The 19,920-nt window shown below is 73.7% G+C and carries 22 protein-coding genes; 9 read left to right on the forward strand and 13 right to left on the reverse strand.

Going from position 1 to position 19,920, the window contains the following annotated elements; all coding sequences use genetic code 11:
• The first annotated feature begins 231 nt into the window (after positions 1-231).
• Positions 232-543: an ArsR/SmtB family transcription factor gene (locus AC07AL_RS12985; protein ID WP_063348348.1), complete on the forward strand. Its 312-nt coding sequence runs from the start codon at positions 232-234 to the stop codon at positions 541-543.
• Between the two features lie 45 nt (positions 544-588).
• On the opposite strand, the gene AC07AL_RS12990 is transcribed toward AC07AL_RS12985, so the two are convergent.
• Entirely contained in the window at positions 589-1,497 is a 909-nt protein-coding gene (locus AC07AL_RS12990) for a class I SAM-dependent methyltransferase (protein ID WP_363581425.1), read from the reverse strand.
• Positions 1,498-1,609: 112 nt separating this feature from the next.
• Complete coding sequence (locus AC07AL_RS12995) at positions 1,610-2,608, reverse strand: NAD(P)/FAD-dependent oxidoreductase (protein WP_478317419.1); 999 nt, start codon at positions 2,606-2,608, stop codon at positions 1,610-1,612.
• A 225-nt stretch (positions 2,609-2,833) separates the two neighbouring features.
• On the opposite strand from AC07AL_RS12995, the gene AC07AL_RS13000 reads away from it, so the two are divergent.
• Genes AC07AL_RS13000 through AC07AL_RS13010 form a run of 3 tightly spaced genes read left to right on the forward strand, consistent with a single transcriptional unit; the run spans position 2,834 to position 4,625 of the window.
• Positions 2,834-3,889, forward strand: a complete 1,056-nt coding sequence (locus tag AC07AL_RS13000; protein ID WP_363581429.1) for an aldo/keto reductase — start codon at positions 2,834-2,836, stop codon at positions 3,887-3,889.
• A gap of 59 nt (positions 3,890-3,948) precedes the next feature.
• A complete protein-coding gene (locus tag AC07AL_RS13005; RefSeq protein ID WP_350880629.1) occupies positions 3,949-4,224 on the forward strand; it encodes a type II toxin-antitoxin system Phd/YefM family antitoxin in 276 nt (91 codons plus the stop codon).
• Entirely contained in the window at positions 4,221-4,625 is a 405-nt protein-coding gene (locus AC07AL_RS13010) for a PIN domain-containing protein (RefSeq protein WP_363581432.1), read from the forward strand. The genes AC07AL_RS13005 and AC07AL_RS13010 overlap by 4 nt, the downstream gene beginning before the upstream one ends.
• Positions 4,626-4,700: 75 nt before the next feature.
• Here AC07AL_RS13010 and AC07AL_RS13015 read toward each other — a convergent pair whose 3' ends face one another.
• The 3 genes from AC07AL_RS13015 to AC07AL_RS13025 all read right to left on the reverse strand — a co-directional run bounded on the left by AC07AL_RS13015 (position 4,701) and on the right by AC07AL_RS13025 (position 6,441).
• Positions 4,701-5,270: a GNAT family N-acetyltransferase gene (locus AC07AL_RS13015; protein WP_363581434.1), complete on the reverse strand. Its 570-nt coding sequence runs from the start codon at positions 5,268-5,270 to the stop codon at positions 4,701-4,703.
• Between the two features lie 138 nt (positions 5,271-5,408).
• Positions 5,409-5,831, reverse strand: coding sequence for a DUF350 domain-containing protein (locus AC07AL_RS13020; protein WP_363581436.1), 423 nt, complete (start codon positions 5,829-5,831; stop codon positions 5,409-5,411).
• 121 nt (positions 5,832-5,952) lie between these two features.
• Positions 5,953-6,441 carry an LURP-one-related/scramblase family protein gene (locus tag AC07AL_RS13025; protein WP_363581438.1) on the reverse strand — a complete coding sequence of 163 codons (489 nt, stop codon included), beginning with the start codon at positions 6,439-6,441 and terminating at the stop codon, positions 5,953-5,955.
• 91 nt (positions 6,442-6,532) lie between these two features.
• Here AC07AL_RS13025 and AC07AL_RS13030 point away from each other — a divergent pair, with 91 nt between their 5' ends.
• Entirely contained in the window at positions 6,533-7,042 is a 510-nt protein-coding gene (locus AC07AL_RS13030; RefSeq protein WP_363581440.1) for a GNAT family N-acetyltransferase, read from the forward strand.
• Between the two features lie 33 nt (positions 7,043-7,075).
• Here AC07AL_RS13030 and AC07AL_RS13035 read toward each other — a convergent pair whose 3' ends face one another.
• A complete protein-coding gene (locus tag AC07AL_RS13035) occupies positions 7,076-7,330 on the reverse strand; it encodes a hypothetical protein (protein ID WP_363581442.1) in 255 nt (84 codons plus the stop codon).
• 123 nt (positions 7,331-7,453) lie between these two features.
• Between AC07AL_RS13035 and AC07AL_RS13040 the strand changes: the two genes are divergently transcribed.
• Positions 7,454-9,283, forward strand: a complete 1,830-nt coding sequence (locus AC07AL_RS13040) for an NHL domain-containing thioredoxin family protein (RefSeq protein ID WP_363581444.1) — start codon at positions 7,454-7,456, stop codon at positions 9,281-9,283.
• A gap of 66 nt (positions 9,284-9,349) precedes the next feature.
• On the opposite strand, the gene AC07AL_RS13045 is transcribed toward AC07AL_RS13040, so the two are convergent.
• Both AC07AL_RS13045 and AC07AL_RS13050 read right to left on the reverse strand, forming a co-directional pair.
• Entirely contained in the window at positions 9,350-10,660 is a 1,311-nt protein-coding gene (locus AC07AL_RS13045; protein ID WP_363581446.1) for a M18 family aminopeptidase, read from the reverse strand.
• 399 nt (positions 10,661-11,059) lie between these two features.
• Positions 11,060-12,889, reverse strand: a complete 1,830-nt coding sequence (locus AC07AL_RS13050; RefSeq protein ID WP_363581448.1) for an acyl-CoA dehydrogenase — start codon at positions 12,887-12,889, stop codon at positions 11,060-11,062.
• Positions 12,890-13,103: 214 nt separating this feature from the next.
• Between AC07AL_RS13050 and AC07AL_RS13055 the strand changes: the two genes are divergently transcribed.
• On the forward strand, positions 13,104-13,607 hold the full coding sequence (locus tag AC07AL_RS13055) for an SseB family protein (protein ID WP_063348360.1): 504 nt from the start codon (positions 13,104-13,106) through the stop codon (positions 13,605-13,607).
• A 126-nt stretch (positions 13,608-13,733) separates the two neighbouring features.
• Entirely contained in the window at positions 13,734-14,684 is a 951-nt protein-coding gene (locus tag AC07AL_RS13060; protein WP_363581450.1) for a pirin family protein, read from the forward strand.
• 87 nt (positions 14,685-14,771) lie between these two features.
• On the opposite strand, the gene AC07AL_RS13065 is transcribed toward AC07AL_RS13060, so the two are convergent.
• The 3 genes from AC07AL_RS13065 to AC07AL_RS13075 all read right to left on the reverse strand — a co-directional run bounded on the left by AC07AL_RS13065 (position 14,772) and on the right by AC07AL_RS13075 (position 17,433).
• Positions 14,772-15,593: a protein phosphatase 2C domain-containing protein gene (locus AC07AL_RS13065; protein ID WP_363581452.1), complete on the reverse strand. Its 822-nt coding sequence runs from the start codon at positions 15,591-15,593 to the stop codon at positions 14,772-14,774.
• A 356-nt stretch (positions 15,594-15,949) separates the two neighbouring features.
• The gene (locus AC07AL_RS13070) at positions 15,950-16,570 is read right to left on the reverse strand and encodes a TIGR03086 family metal-binding protein (protein ID WP_478317420.1); all 621 of its coding nucleotides are present in this window, start codon (positions 16,568-16,570) and stop codon (positions 15,950-15,952) included.
• Positions 16,567-17,433, reverse strand: coding sequence for an alpha/beta hydrolase (locus tag AC07AL_RS13075; protein ID WP_363368033.1), 867 nt, complete (start codon positions 17,431-17,433; stop codon positions 16,567-16,569). Before AC07AL_RS13075 ends, AC07AL_RS13070 begins: the two co-directional genes overlap by 4 nt.
• A gap of 175 nt (positions 17,434-17,608) precedes the next feature.
• On the opposite strand from AC07AL_RS13075, the gene AC07AL_RS13080 reads away from it, so the two are divergent.
• On the forward strand, positions 17,609-18,250 hold the full coding sequence (locus AC07AL_RS13080) for a TetR/AcrR family transcriptional regulator (protein WP_363581458.1): 642 nt from the start codon (positions 17,609-17,611) through the stop codon (positions 18,248-18,250).
• Positions 18,251-18,257: 7 nt separating this feature from the next.
• Here the strand turns inward: AC07AL_RS13080 and AC07AL_RS13085 are convergent, their stop codons facing one another.
• Together AC07AL_RS13085 and AC07AL_RS13090 are read right to left on the reverse strand one after the other, a co-directional pair.
• Entirely contained in the window at positions 18,258-19,598 is a 1,341-nt protein-coding gene (locus tag AC07AL_RS13085; RefSeq protein ID WP_478317421.1) for an amidase, read from the reverse strand.
• A 30-nt stretch (positions 19,599-19,628) separates the two neighbouring features.
• Complete coding sequence (locus AC07AL_RS13090; RefSeq protein ID WP_350880659.1) at positions 19,629-19,859, reverse strand: hypothetical protein; 231 nt, start codon at positions 19,857-19,859, stop codon at positions 19,629-19,631.
• Positions 19,860-19,920: the final 61 nt, after the last annotated feature.

Genomic DNA, 19,920 nt, shown 5'->3' on the forward strand with positions numbered 1-19,920 from the left:
GCGGTTCTATTGGGGGTACGTATGCAGCCCCCCCCACCCCCCCCCCCCCCCCCCCCCCCCCCCCCCCCCCCCCCCCCCCCCCCCACCCGCCTGACACCGGGGGGACTCTGACGCACCATCACCGATGGTTCGCTCAGGTCATCGGCACCCCACCGGGCGACACCGCACTGCCCCACTGACCGGCGTCGGCTCGCCGAGGCCCTGCTGTCACACGCCGGTACGCTTCCAGCCATGGATGTTGACCTGGTCACCGCCCTGCGGGCGATCGCCAACCCGACGCGCCTGCAACTGCTGGCATGGTTGCGCGAACCCGAACGCCACTTCCCCCTGGAGGAAGCGGTCGCCGACCCGCGCGAGGTCGGCGTCTGCGTCAGCCACATCCAGGCCAAGGCCGGCCTCGCCCAGTCCACCGTCTCCGCCTACCTCGCCGAACTCCAGCGCGCCGGCCTCGTCCGCGCCACCCGCATCGGCAAGTGGACCCACTACCGCCGCGACGAGGCCCGCATCGCCGCCCTCATCACCGCTCTCGGCCACACCCTGTAGGCCCCTGCCTGTAGGCCTCTGCTGCGGCCGGGGCGGTTGCGGCCGTCAGCCGGCCTTGCGGGCGGTGTGGACGGTCATGGCCGAGAGGAAGAAGGCGTCCGGGCGGTTCAGGATGCCGGTGGGGGTGTCCTCGGCGAGGAGGGCGTCGAGGGTGGTGCGGTCCTCCGGGGCGAGGTTGTCGGCGAGCTGGTCGCGCAGACGGGCGAGTTGGGTGTGGAGGTGCTCGCGGGCGGGGCGGGCGAGCGGGGCCGGGTGGTCGATCAGGAAGGTGCGGGTGCCGCTGGGGGTCAGGCCGGAGCGGGTGAGCATGGCCGGCCAGTCCTCCACCTCTTCGATGGCGCCGGGCAGTTCGGCGCGCATGGTGCTGAAGCCGTCCTCGTGCACGGCGTCGAGCCGGGCCTGGAAGCCGGGCCGGCCGAGGCCGAAGTCGCGCGGCAGGTAGCGCAGCGGCAGGCCGCGTTCGGCGACGGCCAGCAGGCCGCCGGGCCGGAGCGTCGCGGCGAGGGAGGTCAGGGCGGCCTGCTGGTCGCCGAGGTGGTGGATCGCGTTGCCGGACCAGATCAGGTCGGCCTCGCCGAGCTTGCCGAACTCGGCGGGCAGGTCGGCCTGCTGGGTGCTCAGACGGCCGCCGGAGCGGGCTCGGGCGCGCTCCAGCAGGGCGGCCGACTGATCGACGGCGACCGTCTCGGCCTCGGGGAAGGCGTCCGCGAGCAGTCCGGCGATCACCCCGGGCCCGCTGCCGACGTCGAGGACCCGCCGCACCCCGCCGGGCTCGGCGTGCAGGGACCGCAGCCACTGCGCGGCCCCGGTGATGGCGGGGGCGCGCAGTTCGGCCTCCCGCTCCAGGTGGGCGGCGAGGGCGTCCCAGTCGAAGTCGGCGGCGGGGACGTCGCCGTGGTGGTGCCCGTGCTGGTGGCCCTGGCCGTGCTGGTGCTGGTGCTGGTGTTCGGACATCGCGGGTTCTCCGATCGCGGATGACGGAAGGTCGGACGGGTGACGCCGGTCGAACGGGTGACGCGGGCGGATGGGTGACGCCGGACGAAGGTGCCGGGGGAGCTTCCCCCGTTCAGGCGGGAACGGCGGCGCCGGACGCGCGGTGTTCGGCGACCGCCTGTCCGATCTCCTCCGCGACGAGGTCGTGGTCGAGGTCGAACGCCGCCGCAGCGCCCATCCCGGCGGCGACGACGGCCTGCGCCCGCGGGTCGGCGACGTTGCCGACCGCCCAGACGCCGGGGACGCTGGTGCGGCCGGCCCGGTCGGTGGTGACCCAGCCGTTCTCGTCCCGGGCGCATTCCAGGCCGAACAGCAGCGTGTCCCGGGGCACCGGCTGCGGGAAGACGAACACGGCCTCGCGCGGCACCACCCGGCCGTCGGCGAGTTCCACGCCGCGCAGCCGGTCGGCGTCCGTCACCAGCTGGGTGATCCGGCCTTCGACGACCCGGACGCCGCGGGCGGCGAGCCGCTCCCGCTCGGCCCCGGTCGGCGTGAGGGTGTGCGTGATCAGGACGACGTCCGCGGACCACTGCCGGAGCAGCAGCGCCTGGTCGACCGCGCCCGGGCCGGTACCGAGCACGCCGAGCGGGCGGTCGCGGACCTCGTAGCCGTGGCAGTACGGGCAGTGCAGCACGTCGCGGCCCCAGCGTTCGAGCAGGCCCGGGAGCTCCGGGAGCCCGTCGCGCAGACCCGTGGCGACGACCACCCGGCGTGCGTGCAGCACGGGGCCGCCCGCCAGGTGGACGGCGAAGCCCGTCCCCGCGCCTTCGGCGTCCGCGACGCCCTCGACGTGGTCGGCCCGGGCGTCGATCAGGTCGACCCCGTAGCCGGCGACCTCCGCCCGGCCGACCTCCAGCAGCGCCGCCGGGGGCATGCCGTCCCGGCTCAGGTACCCGTGCATGTGGGCGGCGGGGGCGTTGCGCGGCTGGCCCGCGTCCACCACCGCCACCCGGCGCCGGGCCCGGCCCAGCACCAGCGCGGCGCTCAGCCCGGCCGCACCCGCGCCGACCACCACCGCGTCGTAGTCGTCCCGGGGGGCCGTCGGCCCTGCCGTCCTCATCGTGTCGCCCATGGCGCTCACCTCCACCGCCAGGCTGCGACCGGACCGGCCGTATCGGCAAGCTTTGTTGCCGTTTCCGCAAACGATGCACCCCGACCGGCCACCGCCCGCCCGCTCCGCGCCACGGGCCCGGACTCCCCCCGGTGGACGGGGATCCGGACCGACCCTTGCCATGGAGTGCACTCCAACTCCTAGCCTCTGACGCACCACCGACCCACCACCAGGGGGAGCAGCACCATGCGATACCGCGTCCTCGGCGGCACCGGCATCGAAGTGAGCACCTACTGCCTCGGCACGATGATGCTCGGCTCCGTCGGCAACCCCGACCACGACGACTGCGCCCGGATCATCAACACCGCGCTCGACCGGGGCATCAACTTCGTGGACACCGCCGACATGTACTCGGCCGGCGAGTCCGAGGAGATCGTCGGCAGGACGCTGGCCGCCCGCGGCGACCGCGACGAGATCGTGCTCGCCACCAAGGGGCACTTCCCGATGGGCGAGGGCCGCGGCCGCGGCGGCAACTCCCGGCGCTGGATCCTCCGGGCGGTCGAGGACAGCCTGCGCCGGCTGCGCACCGACCGGATCGACCTCTACCAGATCCACCGGCCGGACCACACCACCGACGTCGAGGAGACCCTGTCCGTCCTCGGCGACCTCGTCCGGTCCGGCAAGATCCGCGCCTTCGGCTGCTCCACCTTCCCCGCCGAACAGATCGTCGACGCGCACCACGTCGCCGAACGCCGCGCCCTGCCGCGCTTCCGCACCGAGCAGCCGCCGTACTCGCTGCTCGCCCGCGGCGTGGAGCGCGACGTGCTGCCCGTCGTCCAGCGGCTCGGCATGGGCGCACTGACCTGGGGCCCGCTCGCCTCCGGCTTCCTCACCGGCCGCTACCGCAAGGACCGCCCGGCCGACCTGACCACCGGCCGCCCGACCATCAACCCGGGCCGCTTCGACCCGACGCTGCCCACCACCGCGGCCAAGCTGGAGGCCGTCGAGGCCTTCACCGCCCTCGCCGGGGATCTCGGCCGCACCCTCCCCGAACTGGCCGTGGCCTTCCCGCTGGCGCACCCCGCTGTCACCTCGGTGATCCTCGGCCCGCGCACCCACGACCAGCTGGAGGCTGCCCTCAAGGGCGCCGACCTGGTCCTCGACGACGCCACCCTGGACCGCATCGACGCCATCGTCCCGCCCGGCACCGACGTCTACCACCCCGACGGCGTCTGGCAGCCCCCGTCCGTCACCACCCCCGCCCTCCGCCGCCGCCCCACCACGGACCGACCGGCCGGATAGCCGAACCGGTCTCCCCCGCCAGTGCGACACGGTGCATTACGGCGCGATACACTTGCCCCATGAAGACCATCACGCAGCGCGAACTCGCAGCGCGGTCCAAGGCCGTGCTCGACGATGTCGAAGCCGGCGAGATCTACCACATCACTCGCAACGGCACCGAGATCGCGGAAGTCCGGCCGATCAGCAGCCGCCGCCGATTCGTCCCCGTCGAGGAACTCCAGCGAAAGTGGCGGAACGCGCCGACGGTCGACGCGACGCAGATGCGCGCGGAAGCCGACGCCTTCTACGGCGATGAGGACCGGATCGGCGGCGACGACCCGTGGGAGCGGAAGTGACCGAGCGACGCCGACGCGGACTGCTCGACACCTGCGTCGTGATCGATCTGCCGCAGATCGATCCACAGCTCCTGCCGGCCGACGCCGCGCTGTCGTCCATCGTGCTGGCCGAACTCGCCCAGGGCGTCGCCATGGCCAAGGACCCGGTGCAGATGATGGCCAGGGCCCAGCGACTCGCGGACGTGGAGGCGGAGTTCGCCGCCCTCCCCTTCGACCGCGAGGCAGCTCGGCGGTTCGGCACCCTGGTCGCCCTCACGATCCAGGCCAGGCGGGACCCCCGCCCCCGCCGCATGGACCTGATGATCGCGGCGACCGCGGCCGCCCACGGCCTGCCGCTCTACACGCGGAACGCGGGCGACTTCGTCGGCCTGGAGCAGGGCGTCGACGTCATCCCCGTGTGACGAACGGCCCCGCTCCAGTGGTGCCGTCGCCACTTCCGGACGGGTCGCCGCCACCGGCCGCCCGCGGGGAGCCGGCTACTCCCTCGGGGCGGCGAAGCAGTGGACCACGACCGTGCGGTCGGCGGCCCACTGCTGTTCGCCGCTGCCGAGCCAGGTCCAGCCGAGGCGGCGGTAGCAGGCGTTCGCCGGGGCCGCGGTGGCGAGGACGTCGAGGACGGGGTGGAGGCCGAGCGCCCGCGCGTGCGCCACGGCGGACGCCACCAGCTGTGCGCCGATCCGGTGGCCGCGCGCCGTGGGGGCGACGTAGAGCCGGCCGATCACGGCGGTGAGTTCCGGGCGGCCGCCGGTGCGGCGGCTCCACAGACCGGGGGCGACGTCGCCGGGGGCACTGCGGGAGAGGCCCACGTGGCCGGCCGGGCGGCCGTCCAGTTCGGCGACCCAGGCGGCGAGCAGGCCCCCGGGGGTGAGCCAGGCGGCGGGGCGGTCGGGCCAGTCGGCGGGGTAGCCGTCGGTGGCGTGGACGTCGCCGAGCACCCGGACGCAGTCGGCGAGGTCGGTGACGCGGCGCCGTCGGACGGACACCCCTGCCCCGGCCTGCCGCGAGCCGGACGCGACGACGTTGGCGCGTTCTTCAAGGTCAGCCATGCCGGTACGTTACCGGCCGGGCCCCACCGCCGCAGCAGGTCGGCGACCCCGGTCGGATCCTCACCGCCACCGCCGACCGTCGGCCGACGCTCCATCAGCCGAACGCGGCCGGGCGCGCCCAGGCGCTCGGGCGGACCGTCAGGCGATCGCGGCCGACACCACCGCCGCGACCGCGATGTTGCAGCTGGCCGAGACCCAGACCGCCGGGTGCGGCTCCGGCTCGACCAGGATCGCGCCGAGCCTGCCGGGCGTCAGCAGGTCCACCGCCCAGAAGGCGACGGCCATCAGCACCAGCCCGAGCAGGCCGTAGCAGGCGGTCGAGACCAGGCCCTTGGCGAAGTCCGCGTAGGTGTACATGATCGCGGTGAAGACGATGCCGCCGATGCCCAGCAGCGCGGAGCTGAGCAGCACGGCGGCGTTGCGGTTGCGCTCGACCCAGATCTGGTGGCCGAGCCTGCCGGGCGTCAACAGGTCCACCAGGCCGACGCCGAGGAGCAGCAGCACCACCCCGAGGGCTCCGTAGGCCGCTGCCGCGCCGAGCCCGTGCAGGATGTCGTTCATCGTGGTCCCAGCCCCCGGTCCGCTCGCCGATCCCCGACCGGCCTGGTCAAGGGTTGGCAAAAGATACCCCACCGGGGCGGGCGGCGGACCGGGGAAGCAGGACCCCTGACGTCAGTGGGGATCAGTGCTCCTCGTGCACCAGGTGGTCGACGCAGGCGGCGATCGCGAGCAGCAGGCCGGTGTCGGCGCCGTCGGCGATCTCCACGCCGTAGGTGTCCCGGATCCGGAACCACTTGCGGGAGATCCGGGCGAGGTCGTCGCCGTGGTGGTTCTCGATCCGGTAGTCCTTGTCGATCAGGTTGCCGTGGATCTTCAGCTCGCCGCCGGACGCCAGCTCCACCAGGTACTTGTCGCGGAACGGGGTGAACAGCTTCTCCCGGACGGTCGCGATCACCTCGCCGTCGGCGTCCTCGATCTTCATCGCGTCGCGGACGGTGAACGCCTTCTCCTTCACCACCGCGACCACCCGCCCGTGCGCGTCCTTCAGCTCGAAGGTGTGCCGCAGCCGCAACACCTTGCCGTCCACCAGGTACGCCTTGTGGCCCCGGTCGTCCTCGATCCAGTAGTCGTCTCCGACCGCGAACAGCTTCTCCCTGACCAGGTACCGCACAGCGGCCTCCTCCGTGTCGACGTGACCCCCATTCGACCCGATCCCCCCACCCGCCGGGAAGCACCGCCACACACGGGCGTTCAATGGCGGCATGCGTCCCCACCCCGCCGCCCCGCTGCACAGCGAGCGCCTCGACCTCCTCCCGATCGGCCCCGAGCACGCCGAGGAGCTGGCCGCCGCCCTCGCCGACCCCGCCCTGCACGCCTTCACCGGCGGCTCCCCGGCCACCGCCGACGACCTGCGCGTCCGCTACGCCCGGCTCGCCGCCGGCTCCCCCGACCCCGCCGAGACCTGGGGCAACTGGGCGCTGCGGCTGCGCGCCGACGGCCGCCTCACCGGCTACGTCCAGACCACCGTCCGCCCCGGGGCCGCCGAACTCGCCTGGGTGGTCGGCACCCCCTGGCAGGGCCGCGGCCTGGCCACCGAGGCCGCCCGCGCCCTGCTCTCCCACCTCGCCGCCACCGGCGTCAGCACCGTCACCGCCCACATCCACCCCGACCACCACGCCTCCGCCGCCGTCGCCCGGGCCCTCGGCCTCACCCCCACCGGCGAGCAGCAGGACGGCGAGACCCGCTGGCAGGCGGAACTCCCCCGGCCCTGACCCGGCCCTGACCCGGACCCGGCCCTGGCGCCCTCAGTCCTCCTCGCCCGGCGCCGGATGCGGGTTGATGGCCTGCCCGTCGATCGGCTGCCCCCAGTCGTCGTCGCCCTCGGCCCCCACGCAGTACCCGGAGCCCTCCACCCACCCCCCGGCGTCCTGGCACTGCTCCGCGGTGACGTCACGCGGACCGGGCCGGGCGGCCGCCGCCGAAGCGGCGCCGGCACCGGTGGCGAGCAGGACAGCGGTCGCGACCGTCAGGGCCGACCGGAGCAGGGGTGAGGTGATCATGCGGCCAACGACAGCACGAACCCCGGCCCCCACCCCTCCGACACGCCCACCACCCCCGACCGCGCCCCCACCACGACCGCCGCCCCGGAATGCCGCCCGACCACGATGCGGTTGGATACAGGCATGGCATCTCGTGCACGTGTACGCGCCCCCGAACTGGTCGGGGCAGGCGGTTGGCTGAACACCGGTGGCAAGGAGCTGACGCTCGCCGACTTCCGGGGCAAGATCACCGTCCTGGACTTCTGGACGTTCTGCTGCATCAACTGTCTGCATGTCCTGGACGAGCTGCGGGAGTTGGAGGAGAAGCACCGGGACACCGTGGTGATCGTCGGGGTGCACTCGCCGAAGTTCGTGCACGAGGCGGACCACCAGGCCGTGGTGGACGCGGTCGCCCGGTACGAGGTGCACCACCCGGTGCTGGACGATCCGGCGCTGGCGACGTGGAAGCAGTACGCCGTGCGGGCCTGGCCGACGCTGGTGGTGATCGACCCGGAGGGGTACGTGGTCGCCCAGCACGCGGGCGAGGGCCACGCGCACGCGATCGCGCGGCTGGTGGAGGAGTTGGAGGCCGAGCACGCGGCGAAGGGCACGCTGCGCCGCGGCGACGGCCCGTACGTGGCGCCGGAGCCGACCGCGGGGGACCTCAAGTTCCCGGGCAAGGCGGTCCGGCTGCCCGACGGGCACTTCCTGGTCGCCGACTCCGGCCACCACTCGCTGGTGGAACTGGCCGAGGACGGCGAGACGGTGGTCCGCCGGATCGGCGACGGGCAGCGCGGCCTGGTGGACGGCACCAGCCCCCGGTTCAGCGAGCCGCAGGGGCTGGCACTGCTGCCGGAGGGCTCGGACTACGACGTGATCGTGGCCGACACCGTCAACCACGCGCTGCGCGGGGTGCGGCTGGCGGACGGCTCCGTGACCACGCTGGCGGGCACCGGCCGCCAGTGGTGGCAGGGTTCGGCGACCGAGGGCCCGGCCCGCGAGGTGGACCTCTCCTCGCCCTGGGACGTCGCCTGGTTCGACGGCCGGGTGTGGATCGCGATGGCCGGCGTGCACCAGCTGTGGGCGTACGACCCGGCCGCCGACACGGTCGGCGTCGCGGCCGGCACCACCAACGAGGGCCTGGTGGACGGGCCCGTCGGTGAGGCCTGGTTCGCCCAGCCGTCCGGTCTGGCGGTCTCGGCGGACGGCGAGCGGCTGTGGGTGGCCGACTCGGAGACCTCCTCGATCCGTTGGCTCAGCCGATCGGAGGGGGCACGTGGAACCGGGACGGTCCACACCGCCGTCGGCACCGGCCTCTTCGACTTCGGCCACCGGGACGGCCCGGCCGCGCAGGCGCTGCTCCAGCACCCGCTGGGCGTCACCGTGCTGCCGGACGGCTCGGTGGCGGTCAGCGACACCTACAACCACGCGCTGCGCCGCTTCGACCCGGCGAGCGGCGAGGTCACCACGCTGGCCACCGACCTGCGCGAGCCGTCCGGCGCGGTCCTGGTGGACGGGGACATCGTGGTCGTCGAGTCGGCCCGGCACCGGCTGACCAGGCTGCGGCTGCCGGAGGAGGCGGTGCGGGTCGAGTCGGTCGCGCACCGCACCCGGCGGGCGGCCACCGAGGTCGCGCCGGGCGCGCTCCGGCTGGACGTGGTGTTCTCGGCGCCGAGCGGCCAGAAGCTGGACGAGCGGTACGGCCCGTCCACCCGACTGCTGGTCAGCGCGACCCCGCCCGAGCTGCTGGTCTCCGGAGCGGGCGCGGACAGCGACCTGTCGCGCGAGCTGGTCCTCTCCGAGGAGGTCGCCGAGGGCGTGCTGCACGTCTCGGCGATGGCCGCGTCCTGCGACGACGATCCGGAGATCGAGTTCCCGGCCTGCCACGTGCACCAGCAGGACTGGGGCGTGCCGGTGAAGCTGGTCGCCGACGGCGCGCGCCGGCTGCCGCTGGTGCTCGCCGGCCTGGAGTAGCCCGTCCGGCGTGGAAGGGGCCCGGCGGAGCGTACTCCGCCGGGCCCCTTCGCCGTTGAGGGGGGATCAGCCCTCCAGGAACGCCTTGATCGCGCTGGCCAGCAGGTACGGGTCCTCGGCGCCGCACAGTTCGCGCGCCGAGTGCATGGACAGCGCCGCGATGCCGCAGTCCACCGTCTTGATGCCGAGGCGCGCCGCGGTGATCGGGCCGATGGTGGTGCCGCAGGGCATCGCGTTGTTGGACACGAAGGACTGCCACGGCACGCCGGCCTTCTCGCAGGCGGCCGCGAACACCGCCCGGCCGACGCCGTCGGTCGCGTAGCGGTTGTTGACGTTGACCTTGAGGATCGGCCCGCCGTTCGGCAGCGGGTGGTGGCCCGGCTCGTGCCGCTCGGCGTAGTTCGGGTGGACGGCGTGACCCATGTCCGAGGAGAGGCAGATCGTCCCGGCCAGCGCCCGGGCGCGGTCCTCCGGGGTGCCGCCGCGCGCGTGGACGGTGCGGTCGAGGACGTTGCCGAGCAGCGGGCTCTGCGCGCCGGTGTCCGACTCGCTGCCGGTCTCCTCGTGGTCGAAGGCGGCCAGCACCGGGATGTACGGCAGGTCGGCGGCGTCCTCGGCGGAGGCGACGGCGGCCAGCGCGGCGGTGGCGGCGTGGACGGACAGCAGGTTGTCCAGGCGCGGGCCGGCCAGCAGCTCGCGGTCGCGGCCCAGGTAGGCGGCCGGCTGGACATCGTGCGTCATCAGGTCCCAGCCGGCCACGTCGGCGGCGTCCACGCCCGCGCGCTCGGCGACGTACGAGATCAGCGAGCCCTCGTCGACCGGGCCGAGGCCCCAGATCGGGGTGAGGTGGCGCTGCTTGTCGAGCTTCATGCCGTCGTTGACCTGGCGGTCCAGGTGGATCGCGAGCTGCGGCACCCGCAGCAGCGGCTCGTCCAGCTGGACGAGCCGCGAGCTGCCGTCCTTCAGCGCGAGGCGGCCGGAGAGCCCGAGGTCACGGTCCAGCCAGGTGTTCAGCGGGACACCGCCGTAGATCTCCACGGCGACCTGGCGCCAGCCGGCCGAGCCGGTGTCCGGCACCGGCTTGACCCGCAGGTTCGGCGAGTCGGTGTGGGTACCGACCACCCGGAACGGGGTCTCGGGGCGGGCGCTCTCCGGCAGGTACCAGGCGATCAGGGCGCCGCCCCGGATCAGGTAACGGCCGCCGGCGGCGCCGTCCCAGACGTCGGTCTCGGCGACCTGCCGGAAGCCTGCCTTCTCCAGCCGCTCGGCGGCGCTCGCGACCGCGTGGTACGGGGACGGCGAGGTGCCGAGGAACGCGATCAGATCGTCGCTGTGCGTCCGGTCGAAGAATGCCTGGCGGGCGGCGGCGGTCGACATACTGCTCCTGAGTCGAGGGAGGGCTGAAGCCGGATGGGGAGTCGGCTTCGCACCTTGAGCATATGCCCGTACACGGACAGGGAATTCGGAACCTCCCAACGGATGCAGAACGAGGACACAACCGTGAAGTGACGCCGCGCCGAACTCCGTACACCCAGAGATCCGCGCCGGTCGCGGACGGTCATCGCCATGCCGGGCCCGGCGCCTGAGGCCCCCGAACAACGGGTGCGAAACGGGCGAACTCGGCGACGGGTGCGGGGCGGACGGGCCGCAACGTCGAAGGGCCCGGCGGGAGCCGGGCCCTTCGACGTGAGGGTGCTGTCAGGCGGTCGGAGAGGTGTCACGCCCCTCGCGGCGCCCCTGGGGGCACCGCGGCGGGTGACGGGTGGGGCGAGGGCCTCAGAAGGCCTCCTCCGCCAGGTCCATGATCTCGTTGTCGATGCCCTCGGCGATCAGCCGCTGCGGGGCGACGGTCGGCAGGACGTTCTTGGCGAAGAAGCGGGCCGCCGCGACCTTGCCCTGGTAGAACGGGACGTCCTTCTCCGAGGCGCCGGCCTCCAGCTTGGCCAGCGCCACCGCGGCCTGACGCAGCAGCAGCCAGCCGACGACGACGTCGCCGGAGACGAGCAGCAGGCGGGTGGTGTTGAGGCCCACCTTGTACATGTTCTTGACGTCCTGCTCGACCGAGGTGAGGTCGGCCAGCAGCTTGCCCACGATGGCGTCCAGATCGCCGACGGCCTTGGCGAGCAGCTCGCGCTCGGCGGCCAGGGCGTCGCCGCCCTCGGCCGCGCCGAGGAACTTCTGGATCTGCTCGGACAGCGCGGTGAGCGCCTGGCCGCCGTCCTTGACGATCTTGCGGAAGAAGAAGTCCTGGCCCTGGATCGCGGTGGTGCCCTCGTAGAGGGTGTCGATCTTGGCGTCCCGGATGTACTGCTCGATCGGGTACTCCTGCAAGTAGCCGGAGCCACCGAAGGTCTGCAGGGACTGGGCGAGCTGCTCGTAGGACTTCTCGGAGCCGTAGCCCTTGACGATCGGCAGCAGCAGGTCGTTGAGGCGCTCGGCGGCCTCGTCGCGCTCGCCGCGCAGGCCGGCGGCCACCATGTCGTCCTGGACGGACGCGGTGAACAGGACCAGCGCGCGCATGCCCTCGGCGTAGGCCTTCTGGGTGAGCAGCGAGCGGCGCACGTCCGGGTGGTGGGTGATGGTGACGCGGGGGGCGGTCTTGTCCAGGAACTGCGAGATGTCGGCGCCCTGCACGCGCTCCTTGGCGTACTCCAGGGCGTTCAGGTAGCCGGTGGAGAGGGTGGCGATGGCCTTCGTGCCGACCATCATCCGGGCGAACTCGATGATCTTGAACATCTGGCGGATGCCGTCGACCTTCTCGCCGAGCAGCCAGCCCTTGGCCGGGTGCTTGGCGCCGAAGGTCATCTCGCAGGTGTTCGAGGCCTTGAGGCCCATCTTGTGCTCGACGTTGGTGGCGTAGGCGCCGTTGCGCTCGCCCAGCTCGCCCGTCTCCCAGTCGAAGTCGAACTTGGGGACGATGTACAGGCCCAGGCCCTTGGTGCCGGGCTTGCCGCCCTCGGGGCGCGCCAGCACCAGGTGGATGATGTTCTCGGACATGTCGTGCTCGCCCGAGGTGATGAAGCGCTTCACACCCTCGATGTGCCAGGAGCCGTCCTCCTGCTTGATCGCCTTGGTGCGGCCGGCGCCCACGTCCGAGCCCGCGTCGGGCTCGGTGAGGACCATGGTGGCGCCCCAGAGGCGGTCGGTCATCCGCTGGGCGACCTTCTTCTGCTCCTCGGTGCCCTCGTCGTGGACGACGCCGGCGAAGGCGGGGCCGGAGGAGTACATCCAGATGGCCGGGTTGGAGCCCAGGACCTGCTCGGCGTAGGCCCAGATCAGGGAGGACGGGGTGACCTGGCCGCCGATCGCCTCCGGGATGCCCAGACGCCACCACTCGGCGTCCATGTAGGTCTGGTAGCTCTTCCTGAAGGTGGCCGGGACCGGCGCGGTGTTGGTCTCGGGGTCGAAGACCGGCGGGTTGCGGTCGGTGTCGGTGAAGGACGCGGCGAGGTCGTTCTCGGCGAGGCGCGAGATCTCGCTCAGGATGTTCTTCGCGGTCTCGACGTCCATGTCCGCGAACGGTCCGGAGCCGTAGACCTGCTCGCGACCGAACACCTCGAAGAGGTTGAACTCCACGTCCCGCAGGTTGGACTTGTAGTGACCCATGGCCGTTTTCTCCGGTTCGTCGCTTCCGGGAGACCGCCGCGTTCGGGCGCCCCGTACCCACCAGTACGCATCATGATGCTACCCAGCGGTAACTTGGGCAAGCCCCTGGCGGTGAATCCGCTATGAACGTGGTCACGTCCCACAAGTCGGGACGACCAGTCCTTGTCAGGATCGACGCCCGCACGGGCGGGTGCGCTCCCGATAGCCTGTCCGTGTGTACGGATATGACCAGAACGCATACCCGGGCGACCCCTACCAGCAGCAGGCGGGTCCGCAGCCGGGCATGAACGGCATGCCCGGCCCCGACGCCTACGGCGCGCAGTCGCAGGCGTCCCAGCAGTCCCTCTACCCCGAACCCTCCCCGCCGTCGCTGGCGGACGCCGTCCGGGCGTTCACCACGGGCTCGATGGCGGTCGAGGACTTCCAGGCCATCTTCATCACCTCGAAGGTGCACTGCCCGCGCGGCGAGCGGCCCGGCTTCCTGGCGCTGCACAACACGCCGACGCCGGTGATCCCGATGTTCAGCTCGCTGAAGGAGCTGCGCCGCTACGCCGGCAAGGACTCCAAGCACTTCACCGTCACCGGCGCCGAGGTCCTGGACCTGCTGCCGACCGGCTACGGCTTCGCGCTGGACATGGAGGGCGAGCACCGGATGGTGTTCGACGCCAAGGCGGTCGAGCAGATGGTCGACTTCACCATGCGCCGCATGTACGGCTGACCCATCCTGGAGGAGGAGCCCCGCGCTCCTTCGTCGCCATATGGTTCAACTTTCAACTTGCTTGTTGTTGAGAATTGAACTAACCTCGTGGACGTAGGCCAGAGGAACCCCCCGAAGGAGGCCGACATGCCCGCCGTGACCGTCGACAACCCGCTGACCCTGCCGCGCGTCGCCACCCCGGACCCCGCCGCCACCAGCGCCCGGCCGGTCCTCACCGTCGCGACCGCACCCGAGGGCTTCGAAGGCGAGGGCTTCCCGGTCCGCCGCGCCTTCGCCAAGATCAACACCAAGTACCTCGACCCGTTCATCATGATGGACCAGATGGGCGAGGTGGAGTACGCCGCCGGCGAGCCCAAGGGCACGCCCTGGCACCCGCACCGCGGCTTCGAGACGGTCACCTACCTGATCGACGGCGAGTTCATCCACAAGGACTCGCACGGCGGCGGCGGCCACCTCGGCGGCGGCGACACCCAGTGGATGACGGCCGGCTCGGGCATCCTGCACATCGAGACCCCGCCGGAGTCGCTGGTGGCCACCGGCGGCCTGTTCCACGGCATCCAGCTGTGGGTCAACCTCCCGGCCTCCGACAAGATGGCCGCCCCGCGCTACCAGGACATCCACGGCGGCCACGTCAAGCTGCTCTCCACCCCGGACGGCGGCGCGATCCTGCGGCTGATCGCGGGCGAGCTGGACGGCCACCGGGGCCCGGGCGTCACCCACACGCCGATAACCCTGCTGCACGCCAGCATCACCCCGGGCGCGCAGGTCACCCTGCCGTGGCGGCCGGACTTCAACGCGCTCGCCTACGTCCTCAACGGCGACGGCACCGTCGGCGCCGAGGGCCGCCCGGTCCACACCGGGCAGGCGGCCGTGTTCGGCGAGGGCGACACCATCACCATCACCGCCGACACCAAGCAGGACTCCCGCCACCCCAACCTGGACGTGATCCTGCTCGGCGGGCAGCCGATCCGCGAACCGGTCGCCTGGTACGGGCCGTTCGTGATGAACAGCCACCGCGAACTGGAGCAGGCCATGCGGGACTTCCAGTCCGGCCGGTTCGGCCACCCGATCGACTGACGGCACCATCCCGGGCGGCCGCACCGCCCTCGGTGACGGCACCAGCTCGGTGACCGCACCGCCCCCGGCGCCTCGGCCGTCTACGCGCTACAGCAGCGCGTAGACGGCCGAGGCGTCGTCGTGCGCCTTGCCGCGCGGCCAGCGCTCGCAGGCGGCGTCCGCCCGCTCGACCTCGCGGACCTGCGCGATCAGTTCGCCCGGACCGGACTCGGCGAGCAGCCGCAGCGCGTCCGCCCAACTCCCCAGCCCGAAGCGCTCGGTGAAGCGCGAGGCGCCGTCGGTGAGCGCGGCCAGCGCGTGCAGCCGCTCCAGCCGGACGAAGCCGGTCTCCGCGTGCCCGGCCGCCTTCGGGCTGGCCGCGGCGATCCACGGACCGTTGCCCCGGTTGCGGGCGGACCGGACGGCCAGCGCGTACTCCAGATGCAGCGCGGCCCGCTCGGCCGAGCCGGGGACGGTCGCCCAGACCTGCCGGCGCAGTTCCTCCCCACCGGGGAAGCGCTGGTTGTCCCCGATCACCTTCGGCGGTCCGTCCTTGTACTCCAGCACCAGCAGCGAGTCGCCGAGCACCAGGTACTCCAGCGACTCGCCGTGCCGGCGGGCCGCCACCACCATGGCCGCGGGGGTGTTGGGGTGGCCCAGGTCGCAGCGGCCGCCGTGCAGCGCGGCCGTCTCCACGATGGCGTCGGCCAGGCACTCGGCGATCGAGCGGTCCACCCGGTCGGTGAGCCGGGCGAGCAGGTGCACGCCCAACCGGCGGACGTACCAGGCGGTTCCGTGCCGGCACCCGGACTCCAGGCCGGCCGGCGAACTCGCACCGTCCAGCAGTACCAGCGCCTCCGGCGAGGCCGCCGCGAAGTCCTCGCTCTCGCGGTCCGGCCGCCGTGCTTCCCCTGCGAGCTGTAGCTGCATCCCGACAGTGTGGCCGCCGCCCCCGGCCCGCGCCCAGACCCCTGCGCCGGTGTGGCGCGGGCCGGTCCCCGCCGCCCGGTGGCAGCCGGGGCAATCCGGTCATACCGTCGAATAGCGACCGGACAATTCGGCCAATCAGGGCCTGTCAGGTTTGGGATCACCTTCGGGTGTCCGGGCGGCCCGGGACTGACGAGGAGCAGGAGATGTTCTGGGAGTTCATCGTGCTAGTGGCCGCCTCGACCGGCTTTCCGACCGCCGCGCTGCTCTTCCTGATCGGCGGGCCGCGCTTCCCCGACGAACAGCGCGGCGGCCGGCACGCCTGACGCCAGGCCTGCGCCCGCCCGCACCCGAAAGCTTCAGGCCTTCCAGGCCGGGTCACGCCCGAGCAGGGCCAGCGCGCGGTCGAACCGGCCGCCCGCCGCACCCGGTTCGAGGCGCGGCGCGAACGCCTTGCCCGGCACCCGGTTCTCCGGCGCGGCCGGGACGGCCCCGGCGACCGCCAGCAGGGTCGCCGCCAGCGCCTCGTCGCCGTCCACGACGGCGGTGAACGGGGCCTGGACACCGAGCGAGGCCGCGACGTCCCAGCCGTGCACCAGGGTGTCGAGCAGGTGGAAGCCGACCGCGTGCGCCAGCGGGAAGGGGCCGCCGTGCTGGATCTCCGGCAGCCAGACCTCGCGCCCGGCCGCCACGGCCTCGCGGAACGCCTCGGTGAGCTCGGCGCCCGTGCGGCGGAAGGCGCCCGCCGGGTCGTCGCCGACCGGGGCGTCGGCCCAGAGCGCGAGGTCGGGCCCGGCGCCGCGGGCGGCCGCGGCGAAGCCCTGGTGCTGGCCGACGATGTGCTCCATCAGCCGGCGCAGCGTCCAGCCCGCGCACGGGCTCGGCAGCTCCAGCTGGTCCGACCGCAGGCCGTCCACCACTTCGGCGGCCGACTCCAGGGACCGGGCGTGCAGTTCGACGAGCTCTCCGGCACGGCTCATGCGGCGCTGACCTCCTGACCGGCCGACAGGAAGCCGATCGCGTTGTCGATGACGGTGGGCTCGGCGACGATCCGGCGGTGGCCGAGCCCTCGGGTGACCAGTAGTTCCAGCCGGTCACCGTACGCGGCTTTCAGGCGCCGCGCGTGCGATATTCCGACCACGTCGTCGCCCTCGTCGTGCGCCACCAGGATCGGCGGCGACACCTCCTCGGGCCGGTGCGCGGCGTCGAAGCGCCGCCACGGGTCCTCGGTGCCGGCGAACAGCTCGTGCTCGATCCGGTGCCGCAGGTCCCGCTCGATCACCGGGCCGAGGCCGAGCCCGGCGCAGAACGCGCCCGGCAGGTAGGCGAATTCGCTGACCCCGGCGAGCGCGACCAGCCGCCCGGCCCGGACCCCCTCGCGCAGCGCCAGGAACGCCCCGGCCACACCCAGCGAGTGCGCCACGATCGCCTCGAACCCGCCGTAGCCGTCCTGGAGCTGCCCGGCGATGGCGCGGTACTCCAGCACCGTGGTGGCCCGGCCGCCGGAGTCGCCGTGGCCTGGCGCGTCGAAGGCGACCGGGCTCAGCCCGAGCGCGCGCAGCCGGGGCACGTAGGGGGCGAAGCGCGAGGCACGGGAGCGCCAGCCGTGCATCAGCAGCACCGGCCGGGCGCCGTCGCCCCAGCGGTAGACCACGACCTCCTTGCCGTTCACGGTGATCCGCTCGACGGCGGCCTGCCGGTGGGTCTCCCGCTCGGCGGGGCGGACGGCGCTGCGCCGCAGCGGACGCTGGAACAGCTCGTACGCGGCGCGGCCGGCCAGCCGGGGCGCCAGGTGCGAGGTGGTGTTGAGGGCGGTGCGAACCAGTGCGAGGGCCGGGTCCATGCGGTCTCCCTGTCGGTGCGGACGGGCGTGCCGGGGTGCGGGGGCCGTACTGGGCCCGGATATTAGCACGACCGTTCGTGCAGTTTCATGGGCGGGAAGTCCGCCGCCCGCCCCCGGGCTACCCTGGCGGCACGCACCGCGACGGCGACGGCGACGACGAGAACTGAGGTGGCCGATGGCCGGATCGACCACGGACGGACGGGTCCTGCGCGGCGAGGAGACCCGCCGGGCGGTGCTGCACCGCGCCGTCGCGATCGCCTCCGTCGAAGGCCTCGGCGCGCTCTCCATCGGTCGCCTCGCCACCGACCTCGGGCTCAGCAAGAGCGGCGTGTTCGCCGGCTTCGGCTCCAAGGAGGAGCTCCAGCTCGCCACCGTCCGCGCCGCCCGCCGCATCTTCGCCGACGCCGTCGTCGCCCCGGTCGCCGACACCCCGCCCGGCCTCGCCCGGGCCCGCGCCCTCTGCGAGAGCTGGCTCGCCTACTCCCGGGCCCGGGTCTTCCCCGGCGGCTGCTTCTTCTACGAGGTCACCGCCGAGTTCGACGCCCGCCCCGGCGCCGTCCGGGACGCCCTCGCCGACTGCGCCCGCGAGTGGCGCCAGGTGATCGCCGACGCCCTCGCCGAGGCCCGCGCCACCGGCGGCCTGCGGCCCGGCACCGACCTCGACGACCTCGCCTTCGCCCTGATCGCCCTCCTGGAGACGGCCAACTCGCAGGCCGTGCTGCACGACGAGGACACCCCCTACCAGCGGGCCGGCCGCCTCCTGCTGCGCCTGCTGCGCGCCGAGGCCACCGACCCGGCCGACCCGGCGCTCGCCTAGGAAGCTTCTAGGACAGGATCCGGGCTTCTCCGCCCAGCGCCGCTTCCAGGAAAGCCGCCTGGGCCAGCAGCCGCTCGTCGCCGCCCGCCGCGCCGACCACCTGGAGGCCCAGCGGCAACCCCTCCGCCGTCCGCCCGGCCGGCAGGCTCAGCGCGGGCAGGCCCAGGTAGCTCCACGGCAGCGACATCACCGGGTCCCCGGTGGTGTGCAGGCCCTCCGGCGCCCCGCCGGTCGCCGACGGCGCCAGCCACAGGTCCACTCCGGCCTCGGCGGTCGCCCGGGCGACCCGCTCGCGCAACCGCTCCCGGGCCTGGAGCGCGGCCGCCCGGTCCTCTGCCGCGACGCCCTGGCCGACCCGGATGCTCGCCGCCGTCTCCGGCCGGTACAGGCCGCCGAACCGGGCGAACCAGTCGGCGTGGCCGCGGGCCAGCTCGAAGCGGTTGATCGTCTGCAACTGCCGGGTGATCCCGGCGAAGTCCGGGAACAGCGGCACCCGGCGCACCGTCAGGCCGGCCTGCGCCAGGCGCTCCAGGCTCTCCTCGAAGGCGCGCAGTGCCGCCGGCTCGGCCCGCTCCAGGTACGCGCCGTCCGGGACCCCGAGCACCGGCCGGCCCCCGGCCGCCGGCCCGCCGCGCCAGTCGTCGCCCCGCCAGTCGTCGCAGAGCAGTGCGGCCGCCAGGGCCGCCCCGGCCAGGTCGGCCGTGAACACCCCCAGGGTGTCGAAGCTCGGCGCGTTCGGGATCACCCCGGCCATCGGGATCCGCCCGTACGTGGGCCGGAAGCCCACCACCCCGCAGTACGCGGCGGGCCGGATCACCGATCCCACCGTCTGGGTGCCGACCGCCAGCGGCACCAGCCCCGCCGCGACCGCCGCCGCCGACCCGCTGCTGGAGCCGCCCGGGGTGTGCCCGGGATGGTGCGGGTTGCGGGTCGGTCCCGGCGCGCTCGCCGCGAACTCGGCGGTCACCGTCTTGCCGGCGACCAGCGCCCCGGCCGCCCGCAGCCGGTCCACCACCACGGCCTGCGGCCCCGCCAGGACCCCCGGCGGCAGCGCCGAACCGCCGTGCGTGGGCAGCCCGTCCACGTGCACGATGTCCTTGACCCCCACCGTCACCCCGTACAGCGGCGGCCGCCCGGCCGGCTCGGGGTACCGCGCGGCCAGCGCCCGCGCCTGCGCGCGCAGCCGCTCGTGCCGCCCCGGCTCCGGGACGAACGCGTGGATCAGCGGATCCACCCGCTCGACCAGCCCGCAGAACCGGTCGACGTGCTCGGACAGGCCCGGTGCGCCGGACCGCAGCCCGGCGGCCTCACGGGTCAACGACCGCGGCCGGGCGAGGGGTTGCTCCATGCCGATCACGGTAGACCACCCGTTGGCGCGCTACTGGTGTTCGGCCGACAGGTACGGCGTCTCGCGCAGGTAGTACGCCCCGCAGGTGTGGCAGCACAGCTCCGGCGTCTTGCCCCAGTCCACCGGCTCCCGCACCTGCGCGCCCGGGTCGAGCTCCCGGCCGCACATCGCCACGCTCTCCGCCCCCCGGACCATGTGCCACAACCGCACCCCGCCGGTCGCACCCCCGGCCCCGTACTCGGCTCGCATCTGGTGCTTCATGCGGCCATCGTCCGGCCCCCCGGCCACCCCGGCAACCGGTGGCCGAACGGGCGTGCTGGGC

The organism is Kitasatospora sp. NPDC043949 (genome assembly GCF_056435365.1).